Below are 23,425 nucleotides of genomic sequence, written 5' to 3'. Positions count from 1 at the left end.
ATTCTGAATAAGAGCCGTATTTGTCTTTTATAGTAAGCATGAAAAATTGGATAATAATTTTTGCCACAATTTTTTGCATTGATTCTTTTTTGGCATTTCTTTTTTTAATGTTTCTTATTAAAATTAACGAGCACATTTTTTTATAGTGATATTTCAATTCATAAATTAATGTTTGTTTTGAATAATAGTTTAGAAGATTGTCATTTATGTAAAAAAAACTAAAGGTTTCTTAAATTGGTTTGAATGTGTTTTTTCTTATTGTAAATTAGTGATTGTAAAACTTTTAATACAATAAATATGAAAACGAAAATATTCACAGTCGCTTTATTACTTGGTTTAGCAATATCGACGAACGCGCAGAAGAAAATAGAAGTTACAGAATTGCCAAAACCTGCACAGGAGTTCTTAAAAAAACATTTCAGCAACACTTCAATTGATATCGTTAAAAAGGATGCTGAACATGGCGAAAAAGGATATGAGGTAAAGCTGAAGGATGGTACTGAGGTAGAATTCTGGAAGGATGGTTCTTACCGCGAAGTTGACGGAGATGGAAAACCAATTCCCACCGCATTTATACCCAAATCCGTAAAAGATTATGTAGCGAAGAACTATCCAAATGAAAAAATTACTCACATCGATTATGGGCACAAAGATCTTGATGTGGATTTAACAAACAAAATTGATTTGGAATTTACAAAGGAAGGAAAATTTATAAAAGGTGATAAGAAATAGGTATATAAAGCAAAAAAACTCCATTATTTCTAATGGAGTTTTTGTTTTATGAATAGTTTATAAGTAATTTTTAAGGTTGCTTACTATAGGTTTCAATTTCAAAAACCAAAGTAGCATTTGGCGGAATTACACCACCCGCACCAGCTTCACCATAAGCTAAATTTGAAGGAAGAAAGAAAATTGCTTTATCTCCGTCTGTCATCATATCAAGGGCTTCAATAAACCCCGGAATCATGCCGTCTTTTTTTCCTACAGTAAAAGGGAATGCTTTGTATCCGCCTTGTGAGTCTCTGGCAGGATTATATTTTCCGTATGCTTTTTCTACATTTGACATACTACTGTCAAAAAGATTTCCATCTTCAAAATAGCCTGCATAATGAAAATAGATTGTAGAACCATCAGCTCCTTTTGTACCGGTTCCTTTTTGCGTAATTACATATTTTAAACCAGATGCGGTAGCAGTCGCTTTTGCTTTTGTGGCTGTAAAATAAGCTGCTTTATCTTTAACTACTTTTTGAGATTCTAATTTTTTGGCTTCATCTTTTTTAGCGTCCTCTGCTAAAACTTTCACAGCATCAAATTTTTTGGCAGCCGCACCTTTACGGGTAATGGTAATTTTTGTCATGATATCATCCTGAACAATTTTATTTACATTATCCATTCCTGATACCACATGTCCAAAAATAGTATGTTTTCCGTTTAACCACGAAGTTTCTTTATGAGTGATAAAAAACTGGCTTCCGTTAGTTGCAGGACCGGAGTTGGCCATTGCCAAAATTCCGCCTTTGTCAAATACTAATTCTTTTACGAATTCATCTTTAAAAGAATATCCCGGTCCACCTGAACCATTTCCGTCAGGATCACCTCCCTGAATCATGAAATCATTGATTACCCTGTGAAATTTTAAACCGTCATAAAATGGTTTTCCTTTAAGTTTTTCCACTTTTACATTAGGATTTTTACCTTCTGCCAAAGAAATAAAATTCGCTACAGTTACAGGAGCTTTTACGTATTCTAAAGTCAAAACAATATCGCCTTTTGTGGTTGAAATTGTAGCAAAAATACCTTCAGCAGGATTTGCTTTTGGCGCTGCTTTTGTAGTTCCTTTTGTTGTTGCTGCTTTTGGTTTTGCAGCAGGTTTTTTTGTTGTTTGTGCCTGAATGTTAAATACTGCCAGACAAAATAGAAATAAAAATTTAAATTTCATTATTTTTAAAATTATGTGTTTTAAAATGTATTATTATGGCTTTTCTAATAATTGGATTTCGAAAATAATGTTCGCATTTGGCGGAATAACGCCACCGGCTCCTGTTTCTCCGTAAGCTAAATGAGATGGAATAAAAAGAACGGCTTTGTCTCCAAATGAAAGTTGCTCAACCCCTTCAATAAATCCGGGAATTAAACCTTGTTTGCTTCCGGCAGTAAATGGAATTGCCTGATACCCATTAGCATCAGCTTTTTCCTGAATAAATTTTCCAAATGTTTTTGAAACATCTTGTGAGCTTGAATCAAATAAAGTTCCATCTTCTAAGAAACCTGAGTAACTAATGTATACCTGAGTTCCTGTTGCAGGCTTTTTACCTGTTCCTTTTTCAGTAATTACATATTCTAAACCTGTGCTTGTTTTTGTTGCTTTAGTTTTTAATGCAGCTAAAGATGCTGTTTTTTCTTTTTGTACTCCGGCATATTTACTTTGCTCTTTCGCAATTTCAGCAAAATAATCATGAAAAACTTTTACAGCATCAAACTTTTTAGCAGCTTCACCATTTCTGATTATTTTTATAGAAATTAACTGATCATCTTGTTTCACCTGATTTACTACTTCCTGACCTTTTTCAACTACGTGTCCAAAAATAGTGTGTTTTCCGTCTAACCAGGGAGTTTCGACATGTGTAATAAAAAACTGGCTGCTATTTGTTCCCGGACCGTTGTTGGCCATTGCCAAAACACCAGCTTTGTCAAATTTTAAATCGTTAAATTCGTCTTTAAATTTATAACCGGTATCTCCTGAACCTGTTCCAAGTGGATCTCCTGTCTGGATCATGAAATTTTCAATAACTCTGTGAAATTTTAATCCGTCAAAAAAAGGTTTGTTTTTAAGATTCTCATTAGTAACAAATTCATTTTTACCTTCGGCTAAGGTTACAAAATTAGCAACAGTTACAGGTGCTTTTTTGTAATCTAATTCTACGATAATGTTTCCTTTATTAGTTTCTATTTCAGCATATAAACCATCAGGCAGGTTGCTGTGTTCGTCTTTACAGGAATAAAATGAGGTAACGGCTAATAGTAATAATAGAATACTCTTTTTCATTTTTAAAATGTTGTTTTTATGGGTTTAATGTGTCTTTTTTAGTTTTAACAGCAGGTTTTGGGCTTACAGGTTTTAAAGTCTGTTCTGCCGGATTGCTTGTGTTTGATGTGGGAGTTGCTGTTGCAGCACTGGGATCCGGAACAAAATTTCTAAGCGTAACCGTACAGATTAACGATTGATTTGTTCCGATTTTTTTGTTGTCTCCATGATATCCATAAGCAATATGGGAAGGAAACAGAAAAGTTACGGTTTCATTTTTATGCATTAATTTAATTCCGTCTCTCAATCCCATCATGATGTCTTGTTTGTCTACATAATACGTTTGTGGACCAAGTTCTGATTCAGAATAGATAATTTTGCCTTCAATGTCTTTTATTTCTAAATTAAAATACGCAATATCTCCTTTCCTGGGAGTCTGCGTATCGGTCGTGTTTTTTTCATCATATGACAGCCAATATCCTTTTCTGGTGGCATAATATTTTACTTTTGGGTTACTTTTGATGATTTTTTTAATAACATCTTCTTCGCTGGCAACCAGTTTTTTGTTTCTGTCTGCTGATTTTTTCATAAACGTACCTGAAGACTGAGAAATAGGTCTTCTGGCTTCTTCATGATGTTTGCAACTAAGAAATAAAACAGTAAAAAGCAAGGTGTAAATGCTTAGTTTTAAGTACTTCATATGGGGTTATATTTTTAGTTTAGTTACTAAATCTTCAAATTTTTTCAGGGTTTCTTCCATTGAAACTTCTGATCTTCCACCGGCAGCATTGATATGGCCGCCACCATTAAAATGATCTCGGGCAAACTGATTTACATCAAATCCGCCTTGGGAACGAAAAGATATTTTAATAATGTTTTCGTCTTTGTTTTCTATAAAAATAGCGGTAAAAATAATATCTTTTATACTTAATCCGTAATTAACAATTCCTTCTGTATCACCTTTGACATAATTGAATGAATCCAGTTCTTCCTGCGTTAAAAAAGTATATGAAGTTTTATGTTCTGATAAAATTTTCAGATTCTGCAAGGCACGCCCCAGTAATTGTAAGCGGCTGTAGGAACTATTATCAAATAATAAAACCGGGATTTCAGTATTTTCTACACCTAAATCAATTAATTCAGCAACGATGCGATGGGTGTTTCCAGTAGTTTTAGGAAAACGAAAAGAACCTGAATCTGTTAATATTCCAGTGTAAATGCAAGTTGCTATAGTTTTGTCAATATCTTCTTTTTTATTTAAAAATAATATGAAATTATAAATCATTTCACAAGTAGAGCCAAACGAAGTATCGGAGTAAGAGTACGCTGCATAATCGTGTGGTTTTTCATGATGATCGATCATGATAAAAGGAGATGTAAGCCTTGCAAGTGTATGTTCCATTTCACCCGTACGATGAAAAGCATTAAAATCAAGTGTGAAAATCAGCTCAGCCTCTTCTAATATTTTGGTGCAGTTTTGAGTGTCTTTTTCAAATATTCTAACGGTTTCAGAACCTGGAAGCCAGGCTAAGAAATCAGGAAAATCATTTGGAGCAATCACGGTTGGCTGATGATTGTTTTTTAATAGAAAATGGTATAATGCTAACGTAGACCCCATAGCGTCGCCATCTGGTCCTCTATGCGGAATTATTGCAATTTTCTTTGGGGTTGAGAGTAATAACTTTACTGCTTCAATATCTTGTATTTTCATAGTGTGCGAATTTACATTTTTTTAATGTAATGCTGAAATCATTTTATAGATTAACACACTTTTAGGGATTTGGTTTCTCGATGTTTGAAGTTTCAGGTTTCAAGTTTAAACCCGTTTGACAAGAACAGCTTATTTTATAGCAATTGTTTTTAATTTTTTGAAGTGTATAGCGATTTGAAATTTCTAAAATTGGAATCTTATTTTACAAATTCTCTAACTCTTTTCTCTGTAATTTTTGATACAATTTATATTTAGCTCCTTTTACAATCTGCGATTTATAAATCCCCACAGAACCAGAAGAGAAATAAGCAATTGTACAGGCGACAGCAATAAAAATTCCAGGCTGAATTCCAAATAATTCCATTCCCATAATGGTGCAGGCGATAGGAGTGTGAGTTGCGCCGGAAAATACAGCTACAAACCCAAGACCAGCCAAAAGAGCAATTGGCATTGGAATAATTAGAGATAAAGCACTTCCTAATGTTGCTCCAACAAAAAATAAGGGAGTTACTTCTCCGCCTTTAAAACCCGCACCTAAAGTAAATCCGGTAAATAAAATTTTAAGTAAAAAATCGTACCATGGATTTGGACTCCAAAAAGCTTCAGCAATTACAGGTACTCCTAATCCTGAGAATTTAGTAAAGCCGAAACCAGCAATAGCAATGGCCAAAACAATCCCGCCAATAAAAGGACGAAGCGGTGGATATTTTATGATTTTCGAAAAAAGAAAACCCCAAAAATGAGTGCTTCTGGAAAAAAGCATTGAAGTTAAACCAAATATAATTCCCAAAATAACGGTCCATTCTATAGCATTAATTGAAATTTCCGGCACTTCATAAATGTAATATTGTCTATGTTCTACCTGCCAAAGTTCAACAGTAAAATAAGCGGCATAAGCCACTAAAAAAGATAAAATAATACTTTTGAAATTGATTTTACTAAAATATATAACCTCCAGAGCGAAAATAGCACCCGCCAAAGGTGTTCCGAAAACAGATGCAAATCCCGCACTGATTCCCAGAATAATCAGAATTTTTCTTTCGGAATTATCTAAATTGAAAAGTTTTGTGAATTGATCTGCAATGGCACCGCCCATTTGTACAGCAGTTCCTTCACGGCCTGCAGATCCGCCAAATAAATGAGTAAGTAAAGTTCCTAAAAGAACTAAAGGAGCCATTTTAAAAGGAATCACTTTCTGAGGTTTTTCATATTCCTCAAGCAGTAAATTGTTTCCTTTTACAACAGATTCGCCCCAATAATAATAACTGAATCCAACTAATAATCCGCCAAGAGGCAAAAACCATATAATCCAGTGGTGTTGAATTCTAAATTCTGTAACAAATTCTAATGAAAGTAAAAAGAAGGCTGATGCAGATCCTGAAAGAAGGCCGATTAAAACACAAATCAGGACCCATTTGAAAAGGATGAGGAGTATTTCTTTAAATTTTTGAAAATTCATTTAGATAGTTTTGCCACGAATTTCACCAATAAAAACGAATTTTAAAAGTTATTGATGAAATTCGTGGCAGAAAATTATTCCTGTACTACAGCTGTAAATTCAATTTCAACTAAATATTCAGGTGCAACAAGTTTGCTGATTTCATAAAAACCGGTTGTAGGTTTTACATCTTTAAAAAAAACAGCATGCGCTTTTGCAACATCTTCAAAAGTAGCAATATCGGTAGTGAAAATTCGTGTTCTGATAACGTCTTTCATTCCAACATTCAAATCTTCTAATACTTTTTCAATACGCTCCAGAATGTTATAAGTTTGTGCATAAGCATCATCGGCTTTTACTTTTTCGCCATCAACAATAGCCACAGTGCCTGAAACTTCAATAATATTGCCAATTCTTACGGCACGACAATATCCCATTTTGTCTTCCCACGGTGATCCTGTTAAGATGTTTTCTCTTTTCATTTTTTTATAATTTTTCAAAATACTTTAAAGCATTTTGTAGTTAGATTAATGGCTTGCAATTTAAAAAAATAGAATTACAATCTTATCACGCAACATTACTCCTTATGTAAAAAAATAACTTCATTTTGTTATAATTTTGAAGGTTTGGGCATGTCCCGCAAAAAAAAAGCGGGTCGGGCTTTCTGCTAAATCTTTTATTCCGTTTCTCTTCATAAAAGGATATCGCTTCAATCCCTCATGCAATTCACAATTCGTTTTTTGAATACCATAAATAAATGGCAGGTTTTTTGCTTCCAAAAATTAGCCTAATATATTGTTATAAAATTCTTAAACAGACAGTCAATAATTAAATTATGTTATTTTTGCCAGACCTGAACATTGATTTTATAAAATTTTAAAAGCCGAATTCGATAATACTTTTTCAATGAAGCATATTTTATTATTCATATTATTTTTTACTGTCCTGACTGCTTCTGCTCAGGCTGAATTCAACTCGGGTTTTAAACCAATTCCTGCCCGAAAATTTGATGCAAAGCCTAAGAAAATACCTGCTCCTGAATTTAAAGATCCACAGGCACAAAATACAGATATTCCTAGTATTAAAACACCAAACGTTTTTGATAATACCACTATAACCCCAAAATCTAAATTTCAGATTGGAGAAGAAAAGAGCAATTTTTCGATGTCAACAGAAAATAAATTTGGTAACCCTGGAGATCGTTATGTTGGCAAAATGGAAAAAGATTTGGATCAGGCTTTGACAGATGCCGGATTAAAAGAAGATAGAGGGCAATTAGTTAGAAAAAATCTTGAATTCGGTAATATTTATACAGGTTCTTCTTATTTTGTTGTAAAATGCCGTGATGTAGGTGCGATTGATGGCGACTTGATTAAAGCTGTTTTTAATCAAAATGTTTTAGTAGAGAAAATGATATTAAGAGGAGATTATCAAGAGTTTAAAATAATTTTTAATGAAGGTTTTAATACATTTGATATAGAAGCACTTAACAGGGGGTCTCTTGGAGGAAATACCGGTGGATTTGAATTTTACGATGCCGAAGGCCATCTTATTTTGTCTGACTCTTGGGATAATTTGGATACGGGTTTTAAAGCAAAATTTATTATTATAAAGGAGGATAAAGTATTTACAAAAGGTAAAAAAACTATTCAAAAAATATCGAAGTAATAAAGTTGCTACGTTTTTGTGTCTTTGTAATTAATAGCCTCTAACCTAAAAATCGGAACAATGAAAAAAAAATATTTTTTTTCATTGTTCCGATTTTTCATTTTCGAATATAAAAAGTATTTTTGCGCATGCAACACAACGTACTTATTTTAGATTTCGGATCGCAATACACTCAGCTTATTGCGCGTAGAGTTCGCGAATTAAATATATTCTGCGAAATTTTTCCTTACAATCACTTTCCTAGTGATTTATCACCTTATAAAGCCGTAATTTTAGGAGGAAGCCCTTTTTCTGTTCGCGGAGAAGATGCCCCTCATCCTGATTTATCGCAAATAAGAGGTAAACTTCCAATGCTTGCCGTTTGTTACGGAGCACAATATTTAGCACACTTTAGCGGCGGAGAAGTAGCAGCCTCTAATACCAGAGAATACGGTAGAGCAAACTTATCTTATATTAAAGAGAATGAAGTTTTCTTTAATGGTGTTTCAGAAAACAGTCAGGTTTGGATGAGTCACAGTGATAGTATCAAGGCGCTTCCAACCAACGCAGTGAAATTAGCCAGTACACATGACGTAGAATTTGCCGCTTACAAAATAGAAGGTGAAACTACTTATGCCATTCAATATCACCCTGAGGTTTTCCATTCTACTGACGGATCAAAAATGCTGGAAAACTTTTTAGTAAAAATTGCTGACGTTCCTCAAAATTTTACACCAGGTGCTTTCGTAGAAGAAATGGTAGCAGAATTAAAAGAGAAATTAGGAAACGATAAAGTAGTTTTAGGACTTTCTGGCGGAGTAGATTCTACTGTAGCAGCAGTTTTATTAAACAAGGCAATTGGTAAAAACTTATATTGCATTTTTGTAAATAACGGTTTGCTTCGTAAAAACGAATTCCAAAATGTATTAGATCAATACAAAGGAATGGGATTAAATGTAAAAGGAGTAGATGCCGGAGATCGTTTTCTTGGCGAATTAGCCGGAATAAGCGATCCTGAAACCAAACGTAAAACAATCGGACGTGTATTTATCGAAGTTTTTGATGATGAATCACATTTGATCGAAGATGTAAAATGGCTAGCACAAGGAACGATTTACCCAGATGTAATCGAGTCGGTTTCTGTAAAAGGACCATCGGCTACGATTAAATCACACCACAATGTTGGTGGTTTGCCGGATTATATGAAATTAAAAATTGTAGAACCACTTAGAATGCTTTTTAAAGATGAAGTGCGACGAGTAGGTGCTACTTTAGGAATAGATCCTGAATTATTAGGAAGACACCCTTTTCCTGGACCTGGATTATCAATCAGAATTTTAGGTGATATTACTCCGGAGAAAGTTCGAATTCTGCAGGATGTAGACTCTGTTTTCATTGAAGGATTAAAATCATGGGGACTGTATGATAAAGTTTGGCAGGCCGGAGCGATTTTACTTCCTGTAAACTCTGTTGGAGTGATGGGTGATGAGCGTACTTACGAAAAAGTAGTTGCGCTTAGAGCTGTAGAATCAACAGACGGTATGACTGCTGACTGGGTTCAATTGCCTTACGATTTCCTGATGAAAATATCAAATGACATTATCAATAAGGTAAAAGGCGTGAATCGTGTAGTTTATGATATAAGTTCAAAGCCACCTGCAACAATTGAGTGGGAATAGTACCATATTTAAAATTAAGGTCTTACATTTGTAAGGCCTTAATTTTTTATAACCTACTATTTATGAGAAACTTTTTAACGATTTCTCTTGTGTTTATTTTGTCTTTTAACAAAATAACTGCGCAAGATTCAATTATTGAGCATAAAATTCAAAAAGGAGAAACTGCTTATTTTATTGCCCAAAAGTATAAGGTTTCTGTCGACGAGATTTATAAACTCAACCCAGAATCGCAAAATGGTATAAAGGATAATCAAATTATTAAAATTCCTGTTCATGCCGAAACCAAAAACCATCAAAAAACACAGCTTACGCATTTAGTCGCACCAAAAGAAACTCTTTTTGGCTTGTCAAAACTATATCATGTTTCTGTTGAGGCTATTCAAAATGCTAATCTTGAAATTCTGGCGGGCGGACTTCAAATCGGACAAGAACTAATAATTCCTCAAAATTCATATAATGTATTTAAGCAGGAAGCTTCATCTTCAGCTAAACCAACACATTTGGTTGTTGCTAAAGAATCGTTGTTCAGTATTGCGAGGCAATATAATGTCTCGGTTCAGGACTTAGAAAATTTAAACAAAGAGATTCTTCAAAACGGACTGCAGATTGGTCAGACAATCACAATTCCAAACAAAAGAAAAACTTTAGACGGAAGAGTTCGTGTAATAAATCAGGAAACGGTTTTTCACATTGTTGAAGCTAAAGAAACCAAATTTTCAATTTCTAAAAAATATGGAATTTCAATTGATCAGTTAGAATCTCAAAATCCTGAAATCGTAAACGGATTAATTGTTGGAAATAAGCTGGCAATTAATACAAAAGCAATTAAACCGGCGAATGAAAGTGAAGAGTTGATGCTGGCTCTTGCCGAAAAACAAGTGGTAGTTGAAAAAACAAAAGCCAAAACAGTTGAAATTGATGATTTAAAAGACAGATTGGTTGTTCAGAAAGAAATGAATCAGAAAATCATAAAAATCAATGATTTAAAACTGAATCTGGATGATATGAATGGTTCTAAAGAGAATTCAGTTGAAAAGCTGCGTTTGGTTTTAGAAGCGAATAAAAATGTTCAGGATATTTTAATGGCAAAATTAGATTCTTTAGTCAATACGATGAACAATGATTTGGTCGAATTGAAAAGAATGGATGTCCTGAATGTTACTGAATCAAAGCGATTAGAAAAGCAATCGTATGAAAGTATTGGTAAAACAAGTGAATTATCTTCTCAATTAAAGAAAGAACTGGCTGAAAACCGAAAAGTGTATGCCGGTTTAATGAATAAAGTGGAGAAAATTGCCGTAGAAGAAAACCAGGAATACAAGAAAAAAATCCGCGAAAGCGAGAAAAAGAACAATGTTACTTCGATACAGCAAAGGCTTTCATTAGAAGAAATCAAACGTTATAAAATCCAACAGAAACAAGGAGATGCCCAAAATCAGTTACTAATTGCTAAAATTGATTCTTTGGATAATCAGAAAAAGATTGAAGTTAAAAGACACATTAGCAAAGCTACTTATTATAGTATGGAAGCGCGAAATTTTGATGATAAACTGGCTTTGATCAAACTGAAAAAGTATCAGGATGAAGCCATTAAAAATCAAAATGTATCTGGTTTAGTTGAAAGTTCTAAAACAGTTTCGCTAGAGGAAATGAAACAAGAACTGAAAGAGAATCCGTTTAAAAATGAAAAAAATACAAAAATTGAAGTTTTTGATAATCTGAAAGAAGTTCCAAACAGCTATTATTTAGTTTTGGGCACATTTACAGATCCTGCGCCCAGAGATCAGTTGATTATGAAGTTAATTGATTCAGGTGATTTTAATGCCAGCTTCTTTTTTAATATAAATAGTCTTTCATATTATGTGTATTCTGACAAATATAATACTATGGAAGAAGTTTTGTATCAGTGCAAGAAAAAGGAAGAAAATGAGTTATATAAAAATGTAATTATTGTTAAGGCCGAGATTGATCTCAGGTAATAATTAGTAAAGAATTAACTTTCGGACTGATTTTTGTTTTGAACAGAAATTAGTACCTTGTTCGAATTAAAGAATAATTGTTTTTAATATCTATTATGAAATATTTTTTCACCCTGTTTTCTGTTGCTTTTTTTATTACGTGTTCTGCTTTTTCACAAGGAAAAGTATTTAAATACACTGTGTCGAATGGAGAGACAATCAATCAGATTGCTCAAAAATTCAAGGTTACTCCTTATGATATTTACCAGTTAAATCCAGATGCAAGGACTTCTTTAAAACCTAATACAGTTTTACTGATTCCAAGCAGCAGCGATAAAACTGCAACTTTTAAAAAAGAAGAAACTGCAGCGAAAAAGAACGGAAATACTAAAGAAGTTATACATGAAGTACAGCCAAAAGAAACCTTTTACAGTATTGAAAAAAAATATGGTATTTCAGATGAAGCTCTGAAAGCTGCAAATCCGTTTCTGGAAAAAGACGGCGTTCAAATTGGGCAAAAATTGGTAATTCCTGCAAAAGGAGCTTCGGTAAAAACACCTTCTTCTACCAAACCAGTAAAGGAAAAAACTCAGGAAAAATATGTTTATCATGATGTTATAGCTAAAGAAACTAAATTTTCAATAGCCAAAAAATACAATACTACTATTGAAGATTTAGAAAAACGTAATCCTGAAATTGTATCTAATTTACCAATTGGATACAGATTAACGATAAAAGGAACGGCTCCAAATACAGAAGCCACAACTGTAATTGCAAATAATGCTAAACCTGCTGAGGCTAAAAAGCCTGTTGAAGCTTCAAAAAAAGTAACTACTTATATGGAGTATCAGGTTAAACCAAAAGAGACTTTTTATAGTTTAGGAAGAACTTTTCATATCACTCAGGAAGAATTAACAGAACTGAATCCGGCACTTTCTGAAGGTGTAAAAGAAGGAATGGTTTTAAAAGTTCCATCAGGATATGTTGCTCCGGTTCCAATTATCGTAAAAGAAGAACAAAAACAAATTGAAAAACCGGTAGAAAATAAAGGAGGAATTCAAATTCTTGAAAAAGTAAAATCTGAAACTGTTTCTGCTGATCCGGAGATAGTTGAACTAAGTAAAAAAAGAGGTCAGAACGAGCGTAAAAAGCTGGTTTTATTATTGCCTTTTAATTTAGCAAAAATGCAAAATGATACGTTAAGTTCTGCCAGCCGAATTAAAAGCGACAAATTTTTGAATATGACACTGGACTTTTATTCGGGAGCAATGATGGCGATAGATTCAGCTAAAGTTTTAAAATTGCCAATTGATATTTCAATTTATGATTCGCAGGAAACGAAAAGTACATCGAATGTTTCAGGGTTGATTTCTCAAAATAAATTGCAGAATGCCAATGCTGTTATTGGGCCATTTTATCAAAATAATGCTGAGGCCACAGCAAATTCATTACGATTGTATAATGTGCCTGTGATTTCGCCATTGTCAAAAGATTCGGCTAATCCAATTGATAATTTGTATCAGTCAGTTCCGTCTAATGATGTCGTAAGAAATACTGTTTTTGATTATATGCGTTCTAAAAACGGTAACATTGTAGCTGTGGTTGATAAGAAAAAAGAATCAGTTATCAGTTATATTAAACAAAACCAAAAAGGAGTAGCATTTGCTTCTTTTACTGAAACCGGAGGGTTGGATGTTGCTAATTTAAAAAGTTTATTGTTTCCGGGAAAAATGAATTATGTTGTAATGGAAACAGCTAATACCGCAATGATTAAAACCACCATAAAAGCTTTAATTGATGCTCAGAGAACCTGTCAGATACAATTGGTGATTCTGGAGCCAAACAGTACATTGGATACAGATGAGATTAATTTCGAAAATTTGGTAAAATTAAAATTAATGTATCCGTCTGTTACTCGTGAAAGCGATGAGGCTGGTGTATTAGTTTTTGAAAAAGAATACAAGTTGAAAAACAAAGTAAATCCTAATACGTACGCAACTCGTGGATTTGATGTAACTTTTGATACCATGATGCGTCTGGTTCAGGGAAAAACATATCAGGAAACAGCAGATTTAATGACAACCGAGCAGGTTGATAATAAATTTCAATATTATAAAAAAGAAGATGGAGGACACGCCAATAAAGGTGTTTACATTTTATATTACGACTCAGACTTAACTTTAAAAGTAGCAAATTAATGACATCAAAAGTAACCTATTTAGGCGATTTAAGAACAAAATCAATACATGTGCAATCAGGAAGCGAACTTATTTCTGATGCACCATTAGACAATAACGGAAAAGGAGAAGCGTTTTCTCCAACAGATACAGTTGCAAATGCTTTGGCAAGTTGTATGTTTACGATCATGGGAATTAAAGCTCGTGATTTAAATGTGGATTTAGTGGATTCGACAGCTGAAGTAACTAAAATCATGAACGCCGAACCAAGAAGAATTGGCGCCATCGAAATTGTTTTTGATTTGAAAAGTGATGCTGATGAAAAAAACAGAATAATTTTAGAACGTGCAGCAATGACTTGTCCGGTTTTTTTGAGTCTAAATTCTGATATTGAAAAACGAATCACTTTTAACTGGAAATAAGAATCTAATTATAGAATTAAAAGAAGCAGGAAAGAGGATAGATTTACATTCTTTTTTCTTGCTTCTTTTTTCTTTAAAAAAATGGAACAAGACAAAAAACTTCTTATAAAATTAGCTCATACCAAAATGCCTTTCGGAAAATACGAAGGACGTTTTTTAATTGATTTGCCCGAATATTATGTGGTTTGGTATCATAATAAAGGTTTTCCTAAAGGAGAGTTAGGGCAGCAGCTACAGCTTATTTATGAGTTAAAACTGAATGGATTAGAAGAGTTAATCAGAAATATTAAAAAGCAGTATCCGAAACCTTAAAAGAATTAGATAATGGAAAATTAGAAAATTAGATAATGTTTAGACAGATAGCTTTAAAATATTGATTTAAAATGAATTTAATTCATTGTTTTGTAATTATCACTTGTCTATTTCTTAAATTTTTCAATTGATACATTTTCTAATTTTCTAATTAGCAAATTGTCTAATTAAATTGTACTTTTGCCAAGTTTTTTACACAACTACAATACAAACTAACAACAGAATGAATCAAACAAAATATATTTTTGTTACAGGCGGTGTGACTTCTTCTTTAGGAAAAGGAATTATCGCGGCATCTTTAGCAAAATTGTTACAAGGAAGAGGATATCGTACTACTATTCAGAAATTCGATCCCTATATCAATGTTGATCCGGGTACTTTGAACCCTTACGAGCATGGAGAATGTTATGTGACAGATGATGGTGCCGAAACGGACTTAGATTTAGGTCACTATGAGCGTTTTTTAAATGTTCCTACTTCTCAGGCAAATAACGTTACAACAGGAAGAGTTTACCTTTCGGTTATTGAAAAAGAAAGAAGAGGAGAGTTTTTAGGAAAAACAGTTCAGGTTGTTCCTCACATTACTAACGAAATCAAAGACAGAATGCAATTGCTTGGTAAATCAGGCGATTATGATATTGTGATTACTGAAATTGGCGGAACTGTTGGTGATATTGAATCTTTGCCATATATTGAATCTGTTCGTCAGTTGGTTTGGGAATTGGGTGAAAACAACGGAATTGTGATTCATTTGACTTTAGTGCCATTTTTGGCTGCTGCAGGAGAATTAAAAACAAAACCGACACAGCACTCTGTAAAAACGTTGATGGAAAGCGGAATCAAAGCAGATATTTTAGTATGTAGAACTGAGCATGAATTGTCTCAGGAATTACGCAGTAAATTAGCTTTGTTTTGTAATGTAAAAAAAGAAGCAGTTATTCAGTCTATTGATGCTTCAACCATATATGAAGTTCCTAATTTAATGCTTGAAGAAGGATTAGATGTTGTGGCTTTGAAAAAGTTAGATTTACCTAAAAAAGCAGCTCCGGATCTTAAAAACTGGAATACTTTTTTACGCAGATTAAAAAATCCAAAACATACTGTAAATATCGGTTTGATTGGTAAATACGTAGAAATGCAGGATTGCTACAAATCTATTTTGGAGGCGTTTATTCATGCAGGTGCTGCGAATGAAACTAAAGTAAATGTAATTTCGATTCACTCAGAACATATTAATATTGATAATGTGGCTGAGAAACTAGGACCGCTTGACGGAGTTTTAGTTGCCCCTGGCTTTGGAGAAAGAGGAATTGAAGGAAAAATTGAGGCAGTTCGTTATGCACGTGAAAATAATATTCCGTTCTTCGGAATTTGTTTGGGAATGCAGATGTCGGTTATCGAATATTCAAGAAATATTTTAGGATATGCTGAAGCGAATTCTACAGAGATGAATGAAAAAACAAAACATCCTGTTGTGAATTTGATGGAAGAGCAAAAAACAATCACAGACAAAGGAGGGACAATGCGTCTTGGAGCCTGGAAATGTGACATTAAGCCAAATACTTTAGCACATAAAATTTACGGAGAAAAAACTATTTCGGAGCGTCATCGTCACCGTTATGAGTACAATAATAAGTATAAAGATGAATTGCAGAAAGCAGGTTTAATTGCTTCTGGAGTTAATCCTGACACTGGTTTAGTAGAAATTGTAGAATTAGAAAATCACCCGTTTTTTATTGGAGTACAATACCATCCTGAATACAAAAGCACGGTAGCAAATCCGCACCCTATTTTTGTGAATTTTGTGGCTGCTGCTGTAAATTCACATAAAAAATAATATTAATATTCTAAGAGGATGTAACTTTTGAGTCTAACTCATAACTAATATTCTTTAATGAGTAACTTTTTTAAATTATAATGGAAGAAAAAAAATTAGACCTTAATTCAATCATTGGTTTTGTATTGATATTTGGAATTTTGATTTGGATTATGTATCAAAATCAACCTTCTGAGAAAGAAATTGCTGCTGAAAAAGCCAAGAAAGAATTAGTTGCGAAACAAGAGGCACAAGCAAAAGAAGATAAATCTAAAACTGCTGCTTTACCAGCTGTCGCAACAACTCCTGGTGATACGGTTCAATTAGCCCAATTACAAAAAACATTAGGTGGTTTTGCTTATTCAGCTACACTTCCTTCTGCAAAAGAGTCTTTTACCACGATTGAAAATGAAAAGATAAAGCTTAAAATCGCTAATAAAGGAGGTTATATTGTTGAAGCTACTCTTAAAGAATTTGAGCGATTTGAAAAAGGTTCAAAACAATTAGTTGAATTGATTAAAGACAATAATTCAAATTTAAATATTCAGCTACAAACAACTGATAATAGAAGTTTAAATTCTAAAGACTTGTTTTTTGAGCCAATACTGACAAAAAATGGTTCAGACCAGATTTTAACAATGCGCTTAAAAGCTGGAGCTAATGAATTTTTAGAATATAAATACATTTTAAAACCAAATGATTATTTAGTTGGTTTTGATATTCGTTCTCAGGGATTGAATAAAGTTTTGAATTCGTCGAAGCCATTAGATTTGCAATGGGATTTAAAAACCTATAGAAATGAAAAAAGTATTTCGTATGAAAACCGTTATGCTGAAATCTATTATAGTTATGAAGATGGAAAAGAAAGCTATGTAGGACAGGGTGATCATAAAGAAGAAACGCCTGAAAAAGTGGATTATGTAGCATTTAAACAGCATTTCTTTACTACGATTCTACAAACAAATACATCTTTCGAAAAATCGCAATTGGTTTCCCAGAATTTGGTTAAAGACGAAAAAATCGATACTGTTTTTACAAAACAATTTAAAGCAACAGTTCCTTTAGCGTTTTCTAATGGAGAGATTGATTATAAAATGAGTTGGTATTTTGGTCCGGCTGACTATAAAGTATTAAAATCATACGATAAGAATTTTGAAAAAATTATTCCGCTTGGATGGGGAATTTTTGGCTGGATTAACAAATGGATTTTCATTCCGTTATTTGGATTCTTAAGTTCAACTATTGGGTTATCTCTTGGAATTGCAATCATTATTTTTACGATTCTTATCAAGTTGGCGATGTCGCCAATTACTTATAAGTCCTTTTTGTCGCAGGCAAAAATGAAAGTTTTGCGTCCTGAAATTACAGAATTGGGAGAAAAATTCAAAAAAGACCCAATGAAGAAGCAGCAGGAAACAATGAAGCTGTATAATAAAGCAGGGGTTAACCCAATGGCAGGATGTATTCCGGCATTGATCCAGCTTCCTTTTATGTATGCGTCATTCCAGTTCTTCCCGTCAGCTTTTGAGCTAAGGCAAAAAGGTTTCCTTTGGGCGGATGATTTGTCTTCTTTTGACTCAGTTTTTAAATTGCCATTTCATATTCCTTTATATGGAGATCATATCAGTTTATTTCCAATTTTGGCAGCGATTGCGATTTTCTTCTATATGAAAATGACTTCCGGAGATCAGCAAATGGCAGCTCCACAGCAGGAAGGCATGCCGGATATGGCAAAAATGATGAAAATCATGATTTATGTTTCACCATTAATGATGTTAATTTTTTTCAACAGTTATGGTGCAGGATTAAGTTTGTACAACTTTATTTCGAACTTAATTACAATAGGAATTATGTTTGTAATCAAGAACTATATTGTAGACAGTGAAAAAATTCACGCTCAGATTGAGGAAAACAAACAAAGAGAGCCTAAAAAACCAAGTAAGTTCCAGCAGCGTCTTCAGGAAGTAATGGAGCAGCAGGAGGCAGCAAAAAAAGTTCAGAATAAAAAGAAATAATTCTTGCAAGAAAGAATACAAAAAAGGTCGAAATTAGTTTTCGACCTTTTTTTTGTATAAGAGATTATTAGATAATTTTGTTTTTTTTTTATTTCCACTGCGATAAATCTTTTCTATATGTTTTTCTTTGACAATGAATTTTCGGGTCAAAATTTTTCCATAATAAATGAATTGCATTGTTCTCTAAAAGTTCAGGAGTTCTGATGCAATTTTGAATTCCTTTTTCTGAAAAAGTCTTGTAATATTCATCAAATATGATTGCGGTGACTCCTTTGTTTTGATAGTCCGGGTGAACTCCAATAAGATAGAAAACAACATCTTTACTATGCTTTCTGGCTTTTAATAATTGGAGAAAACCAAATGGGAAAAGCTTTCCTTTAATTTTCTGTAAAGCTTCTGTAAAACTAGGCATTACAATACTGAAAGCAATTAATTTATCGTCTTTGTCAACAACAAATTTGATATATTCCGGATTGATGAAGCTAATGTATTTCTTTTTAAAATATTCTTTCTGAACATCAGATATTGCCACAAATGAAGCTAGTTTTTCATAAGATTCATTAAACAAATCAAACATTTTGTCAACATGTGGCATGATGTCTTTTGTTTTTGTAAAGGTTAAGGACCTTAAACCATATCGTTTTTTGATAAGCTCCTGTGCTTTCAAAAAGAATTCTGGTTTTACATTTGAAAACGGAAAAATACTTTCTATATATTGTTTTTCTACCTGAAAACCTAGCTGCTCAAAATGTGTAACATAGTATTCATAGTTATACCATGTAATCATAGTTCCTACCTGGTCAAAACCTTCAGTCAAAACTCCAACTTTATCCAGATTTGAAAAACCCATCGGACCTTCAATGTGTTCCAGGTTGTGCTGTTTTCCTAATTCATAAACCTTTTCCAGTAATGCCTTAGTTACTTCTATGTCATCAATAACATCAAACCAGCCAAAACGAACTTTCCTTTTATGTTGATTATTAACTTCGGACCAATTTATGATAGCCGTAATTCGCCCAACAACTTCGTTGTTTTTATAGGCCATATAAAAATAAGCTTCAGCGTTTTCAAAAGCAGGGTTTTTTGTTTTATCAAATGATTCCAATTCATCTGAAATAATGGGAGGAACCCAGTATGGATTGTCTTTATATAAAGAAAAAGGGAATTTAATATACTCTGTTAATTCCTTTTTTGTTTTGGCTTCTTTAATTGTAATCATTAATGTGTTTTTATTTGAATTTTCGAGTAAAAAAACTACTTATAAATTTAAGCTTATTCATATTTAGATTTTCTTTCACGTTCTTTTTCCTGATAGTCTATTATTTCTTCTTCGGTTGGTTCTTCTACTGCATTTTTATCTTTCTTCTTTTTGTCTTTTGTCTTTTTTACTTTTCTTGCTTTGCCATAATTCACAAGTTTGTCTTTATGATTGTCATCATAACGGATAGAAAAGCCAATTCCTCCATAAAGTAATGAAGGTGAATTTTTTAAATTTTTGCTAACCGAAGCATCGACTTGTACATTTCTTGATAATAAATAAGCTGCACCTCCTCTTATAATAGCATCGCTATATAAGTCACTTTTATAGCCCTGATTTTCAAGGAAGCCAGACCATTTGCTATTGAAACCTCTTGTTATAGTTAGAACATATCCAAAACCGGGATTGTCGGTTGATATGTAATCTGCAATAAGATTTGTTACTAGTACCCATCTTCCATCGCCAAAATGATTTTGAGTAATCAACATTAGCTTAGGGGCAATATTGAATTCGGTTGAATAATAATTGAGTGTATTTGTATTATAAGCATATGGATTGTCTTTGAATACAAAATTAGCACCGGCAAAGATTGAAACTGCCGGAATTAATTGACGCCAGCTGAATTTTTTATTTGCGTTATAGCTGTAAATATTGATGTTTTTATTGTAACGTCTGAAGGGATCGTAAATTAAGTATTTTGCACCCAAAACCGTTTGTTTTAGGTTGCTTTTTCTAAAAGTAATTGCTGGGGTTTCAAATTTTTCATTTTGATATTGAATATCGGCTATAAATTCAAGCTGTTCGTGAAAAAGCCCCCAACGAAGAGTAAAGTCAGTACCAAAACCTGTGGCTTCATAATCTTGTGCATCATGTTTTTCATTTATACCATAAAAACCAACTTCACCTTGTATTACGGATTTTCCAACAGAAAAAGCTGACATAGTTTCGCCTGGGCGATTTGAATTTATAACATCTGTATGTTGAGCAAAAAAGTATTGTGGGAATAAAAATAGGCAGGCTATCAAAAAGTTTTTAATTTTTAACATATATGTATTTTTTGATTAAAAAGTAATAACGTTTTCAAATGTACTATATTTTATTATTTATTTAAGATTGATATTTTAATTTTGAACGATGGTTTTATTAATTTTGAAAAAAATTATACGATTATGCAAGAAGCATCATTTTCAGGGTTATTTAAAACCATAATGTGGGTAATAGCTTTTTATTATATTTTTAAATTTTTAGCTAAAATCTTTTTACCAGTCCTGGTAAAAAAAGCGGTTGAGAAAGCAGGTGAGAATTTTGAGAGACAACAGCAATATAGCCAGAATAATTCATGGCAAAGAACTCAAAATAATAATGATGAGATAATCATCAATACTGCTAATGCAAAAAAGCCCCGCGAAACCAAAAAAGTTGGCGATTATGTTGATTACGAAGAAATAGATTAAGTTTGTACCCTGAAATTATCAGGATTCATCATTTAACCAAACCACCCAAAATTGAAAATAGTAAATAAGTTCTATCCGCATGCCCTTGTAATTCTGGGCTTTATTCTTGTTTCATTAATTTATTTTTATCCTGTTTTGCAGGGAAAACAGATTTTTCAGTCTGATATTGCTCAATATACCGGAATGGCAAAAGAGCAAAATGACTTTAGGGCAGCTCAAAATACAGAACCGTATTGGACGAATTCTGCTTTTGGAGGAATGCCAACTTATCAATTAGGTGCAAATTATCCGAATGATTACGTGGGTAAGCTAGATGATGTTTTACGATTTTTACCACGTCCTGCCGATTATTTATTTTTATATTTCTTAGGTTTTTATGGTTTGCTTCTGGTTTTAAAAACAGATCCATTAAAAGCTTTTATAGGTGCAATTGCGTTTGGTTTTTCTACTTATTTGATAATTATACTTGGAGTAGGGCATAATGCAAAAGCACATGCGATTGCGTATATGCCATTGGTAATTGCCGGTTTTATATTGGTATTTCAGAAAAAATACATTTGGGGAGGTCTTCTCACCATGTTGGCGGTTGCATTAGAAGTAAATGCAAACCACTTTCAAATGACTTATTATCTATTGATTTTCTTATTGATTCTTTCAGGATATTTTGCTTTTATTTTTATTAAAGAAAAACAATTTAAAGAACTAGGTATTGCGGTTGGTGTTTTGGCTGTAGCCGGAATTTTTGCCATTGGTGCAAATGCAACAAATCTGATGGCAACCAGCGAATATGCTAAATTTAGTATTCGTGATAAAAGTGAATTGACTTTTAACCCGGACGGATCAAAAAATACTACAACAGCGTCAATGACTACAGATTACATAACTGAATACAGTTATGGAATAGCAGAAAGTTTAAATTTAATAGCACCAAGAATTTTTGGAGGTTCCAGTCATGAAAATGTAGGAACTGACAGCCGTATGTATTCGTTTATGATTGAACAAGGTGTTCCTGCTGGTCAGGCACAGGATTTTGTCTCAGGAATGCCTACTTATTGGGGAGATCAGCCAATAGTTTCTGCACCAGCTTACATTGGTGTTGTGGTTTTCTTTTTAGCTGTTCTGGCGTTGTTTATTGATGAAAGAAAGATTAAATATGTATTTCTTGCAGGTGCTTTATTTACGCTGATGCTTTCATGGGGTAAAAATTTCTCAGTCTTGACTAACTTTTTTATCGAATACGTTCCGATGTATGATAAATTTAGAGCAGTATCTTCTATTCAGGTTATATTAGAATTGTGTATTCCTGTACTTGCGGTTATGGGATTACAATCTTTTTTTAATGCAAAAAACGAGCCGAAACTGCAGCAAAAAGCATTAGTCCAAACAGGGGTATTTGGTATTGGCGTTTTATTGATTTTAGTATTTGCTAAAAGCATGTTCCATTTTACGGGAATGAGTGATAATGCTTACTTGCAAAGTTACGGGCCTGCTTTTGTAGATGCCTTAAAGGAAGATCGAATGAGTTTGTATTCAGCAGACTTATTACGCTCAGGTTTTTTTATAGTTGTGACATTTGGAATTTTATGGATGTTCATCAAAAATAAACTTGCTCAAAATACAACGTTAATTCTTATAGGTATCTTAATGATTTTCGATTTGTTTTTTGTGGATAAAAGATATGTTTCTGCTAAAGATTTTGTAAGTCCTGTACAAATTGCAGCTCCTTTTCAGGAAACACCAATTGATACGAAAATTTTGGAAGACAAATCGATTTATCGTGTTTTTGATGTGCAGGGACAATTGCAAGGGAGGTCTTCGTATTTCCATAAAACAATTGGCGGTTATAGTGCTGTACGACCAAGAAGAATGCAACAGTTGATGGATTATCAAATTCAAAAGGGTAATATTGAAGTTCTTAATATGTTAAATGTTAAGTATGTAATTCAAACAGATAAAGAAGGAAATGAAGTTCCGGTCGCAAATCCTGAAGCGAATGGGAACGCATGGTTTGTAAGTTCAGTAAAATTAGTGAACAAGCCTGATGATGTTATGAAAGCTTTAGATAATTTAGATACTAAAAATGTTGCAGTATTTAATGTTCATGATTATGAAGCTAAATTTAAAAGTGCCCGATTGAAAAAACAATGGGATAACACAGGAACAATTAAAGTTATTGAATACAAACCAAATTATATCAAATATCAATCAGACAATGGAAAAGACGGTTTGGCTGTTTTCTCTGAAATGTATTATAAAAATGGCTGGAATGCATATATTGACGGTCAGTTAACAGATCATTTTCCTGTTGATTATGTTTTAAGAGCAATGGAAATTCCAGGCGGAAAACATACGATTGAATTTAAATTCGAACCTCAGGTTGTTAAAACCGGAAGCGCAATTGCATTAGGAAGTTCAATTGGTATTTTGTTGCTTTTAATTGGAGGAATTTATTTTGAAAAATTCTTTCGCAAAGATTCGCAAATTAATCACGGAGGCACTCAAAAATAATTTAA

19 protein-coding genes are annotated in these 23,425 nt (G+C 33.0%); 11 read left to right on the top strand and 8 right to left on the bottom strand.

Annotated elements, in window-relative coordinates:
* Positions 1 to 297 precede the first annotated feature (297 nt).
* Positions 298 to 732, top strand: a complete 435-nt coding sequence (locus DMB68_RS19670; RefSeq protein WP_110348342.1) for a PepSY-like domain-containing protein — start codon at positions 298 to 300, stop codon at positions 730 to 732.
* Positions 733 to 802: 70 nt separating this feature from the next.
* Here DMB68_RS19670 and DMB68_RS19665 read toward each other — a convergent pair whose 3' ends face one another.
* The 6 genes from DMB68_RS19665 to DMB68_RS19640 all read right to left on the bottom strand — a co-directional run bounded on the left by DMB68_RS19665 (position 803) and on the right by DMB68_RS19640 (position 6,656).
* Positions 803 to 1,939: a peptidylprolyl isomerase gene (locus DMB68_RS19665; protein ID WP_110348341.1), complete on the bottom strand. Its 1,137-nt coding sequence runs from the start codon at positions 1,937 to 1,939 to the stop codon at positions 803 to 805.
* A gap of 33 nt (positions 1,940 to 1,972) precedes the next feature.
* Positions 1,973 to 3,046, bottom strand: coding sequence for a peptidylprolyl isomerase (locus tag DMB68_RS19660; RefSeq protein WP_110348340.1), 1,074 nt, complete (start codon positions 3,044 to 3,046; stop codon positions 1,973 to 1,975).
* Between the two features lie 16 nt (positions 3,047 to 3,062).
* Positions 3,063 to 3,725: a gliding motility-associated peptidyl-prolyl isomerase GldI gene (gene gldI, locus DMB68_RS19655; protein ID WP_110348339.1), complete on the bottom strand. Its 663-nt coding sequence runs from the start codon at positions 3,723 to 3,725 to the stop codon at positions 3,063 to 3,065.
* Positions 3,726 to 3,731: 6 nt separating this feature from the next.
* On the bottom strand, positions 3,732 to 4,736 hold the full coding sequence (locus DMB68_RS19650; RefSeq protein ID WP_110348338.1) for a DHH family phosphoesterase: 1,005 nt from the start codon (positions 4,734 to 4,736) through the stop codon (positions 3,732 to 3,734).
* 202 nt (positions 4,737 to 4,938) lie between these two features.
* Positions 4,939 to 6,195: a voltage-gated chloride channel family protein gene (locus tag DMB68_RS19645; RefSeq protein ID WP_110348337.1), complete on the bottom strand. Its 1,257-nt coding sequence runs from the start codon at positions 6,193 to 6,195 to the stop codon at positions 4,939 to 4,941.
* Positions 6,196 to 6,269: 74 nt separating this feature from the next.
* The gene (locus tag DMB68_RS19640) at positions 6,270 to 6,656 is read right to left on the bottom strand and encodes a RidA family protein (protein ID WP_110348336.1); all 387 of its coding nucleotides are present in this window, start codon (positions 6,654 to 6,656) and stop codon (positions 6,270 to 6,272) included.
* A gap of 424 nt (positions 6,657 to 7,080) precedes the next feature.
* Between DMB68_RS19640 and DMB68_RS19635 the strand changes: the two genes are divergently transcribed.
* The 8 genes from DMB68_RS19635 (at position 7,081) to yidC (ending at position 18,200) form a co-directional block, all read left to right on the top strand.
* Complete coding sequence (locus DMB68_RS19635) at positions 7,081 to 7,842, top strand: hypothetical protein (protein WP_110348335.1); 762 nt, start codon at positions 7,081 to 7,083, stop codon at positions 7,840 to 7,842.
* A gap of 128 nt (positions 7,843 to 7,970) precedes the next feature.
* Positions 7,971 to 9,500: a glutamine-hydrolyzing GMP synthase gene (gene guaA / locus DMB68_RS19630; protein WP_110348334.1), complete on the top strand. Its 1,530-nt coding sequence runs from the start codon at positions 7,971 to 7,973 to the stop codon at positions 9,498 to 9,500.
* A 62-nt stretch (positions 9,501 to 9,562) separates the two neighbouring features.
* The gene (locus tag DMB68_RS19625) at positions 9,563 to 11,479 is read left to right on the top strand and encodes a LysM peptidoglycan-binding domain-containing protein (protein WP_110348333.1); all 1,917 of its coding nucleotides are present in this window, start codon (positions 9,563 to 9,565) and stop codon (positions 11,477 to 11,479) included.
* Between the two features lie 95 nt (positions 11,480 to 11,574).
* On the top strand, positions 11,575 to 13,656 hold the full coding sequence (locus tag DMB68_RS19620; protein ID WP_110348332.1) for a PBP1 and LysM peptidoglycan-binding domain-containing protein: 2,082 nt from the start codon (positions 11,575 to 11,577) through the stop codon (positions 13,654 to 13,656).
* Positions 13,656 to 14,057 (top strand): OsmC family protein, encoded by a 402-nt coding sequence (locus DMB68_RS19615; protein WP_110348331.1) that lies wholly within the window; start codon positions 13,656 to 13,658, stop codon positions 14,055 to 14,057. The genes DMB68_RS19620 and DMB68_RS19615 overlap by 1 nt, the downstream gene beginning before the upstream one ends.
* Positions 14,058 to 14,138: 81 nt before the next feature.
* Positions 14,139 to 14,369, top strand: a complete 231-nt coding sequence (locus DMB68_RS19610; RefSeq protein WP_057118843.1) for a DUF3820 family protein — start codon at positions 14,139 to 14,141, stop codon at positions 14,367 to 14,369.
* Positions 14,370 to 14,592: 223 nt separating this feature from the next.
* Positions 14,593 to 16,206 carry a CTP synthase gene (locus tag DMB68_RS19605; RefSeq protein WP_110348330.1) on the top strand — a complete coding sequence of 538 codons (1,614 nt, stop codon included), beginning with the start codon at positions 14,593 to 14,595 and terminating at the stop codon, positions 16,204 to 16,206.
* A gap of 80 nt (positions 16,207 to 16,286) precedes the next feature.
* A complete protein-coding gene (yidC, locus tag DMB68_RS19600; RefSeq protein ID WP_110348329.1) occupies positions 16,287 to 18,200 on the top strand; it encodes a membrane protein insertase YidC in 1,914 nt (637 codons plus the stop codon).
* A gap of 88 nt (positions 18,201 to 18,288) precedes the next feature.
* Here the strand turns inward: yidC and DMB68_RS19595 are convergent, their stop codons facing one another.
* Both DMB68_RS19595 and DMB68_RS19590 read right to left on the bottom strand, forming a co-directional pair.
* Complete coding sequence (locus DMB68_RS19595; RefSeq protein WP_110348328.1) at positions 18,289 to 19,419, bottom strand: GNAT family N-acetyltransferase; 1,131 nt, start codon at positions 19,417 to 19,419, stop codon at positions 18,289 to 18,291.
* A 53-nt stretch (positions 19,420 to 19,472) separates the two neighbouring features.
* Entirely contained in the window at positions 19,473 to 20,504 is a 1,032-nt protein-coding gene (locus DMB68_RS19590; RefSeq protein ID WP_110348327.1) for a transporter, read from the bottom strand.
* A 123-nt stretch (positions 20,505 to 20,627) separates the two neighbouring features.
* On the opposite strand from DMB68_RS19590, the gene DMB68_RS19585 reads away from it, so the two are divergent.
* A complete protein-coding gene (locus DMB68_RS19585; RefSeq protein WP_110348403.1) occupies positions 20,628 to 20,912 on the top strand; it encodes a DUF4834 family protein in 285 nt (94 codons plus the stop codon).
* Positions 20,913 to 20,963: 51 nt separating this feature from the next.
* Positions 20,964 to 23,420 (top strand): YfhO family protein, encoded by a 2,457-nt coding sequence (locus tag DMB68_RS19580; protein WP_110348326.1) that lies wholly within the window; start codon positions 20,964 to 20,966, stop codon positions 23,418 to 23,420.
* Positions 23,421 to 23,425 lie beyond the last annotated feature (5 nt).

Source organism: Flavobacterium hydrophilum (assembly GCF_003202405.1).
GTDB classification, from domain to species: domain Bacteria; phylum Bacteroidota; class Bacteroidia; order Flavobacteriales; family Flavobacteriaceae; genus Flavobacterium; species Flavobacterium hydrophilum.
Note: the sequence above shows the minus strand (reverse complement) of the source record. Positions and strands in the feature narration are given on the sequence as shown.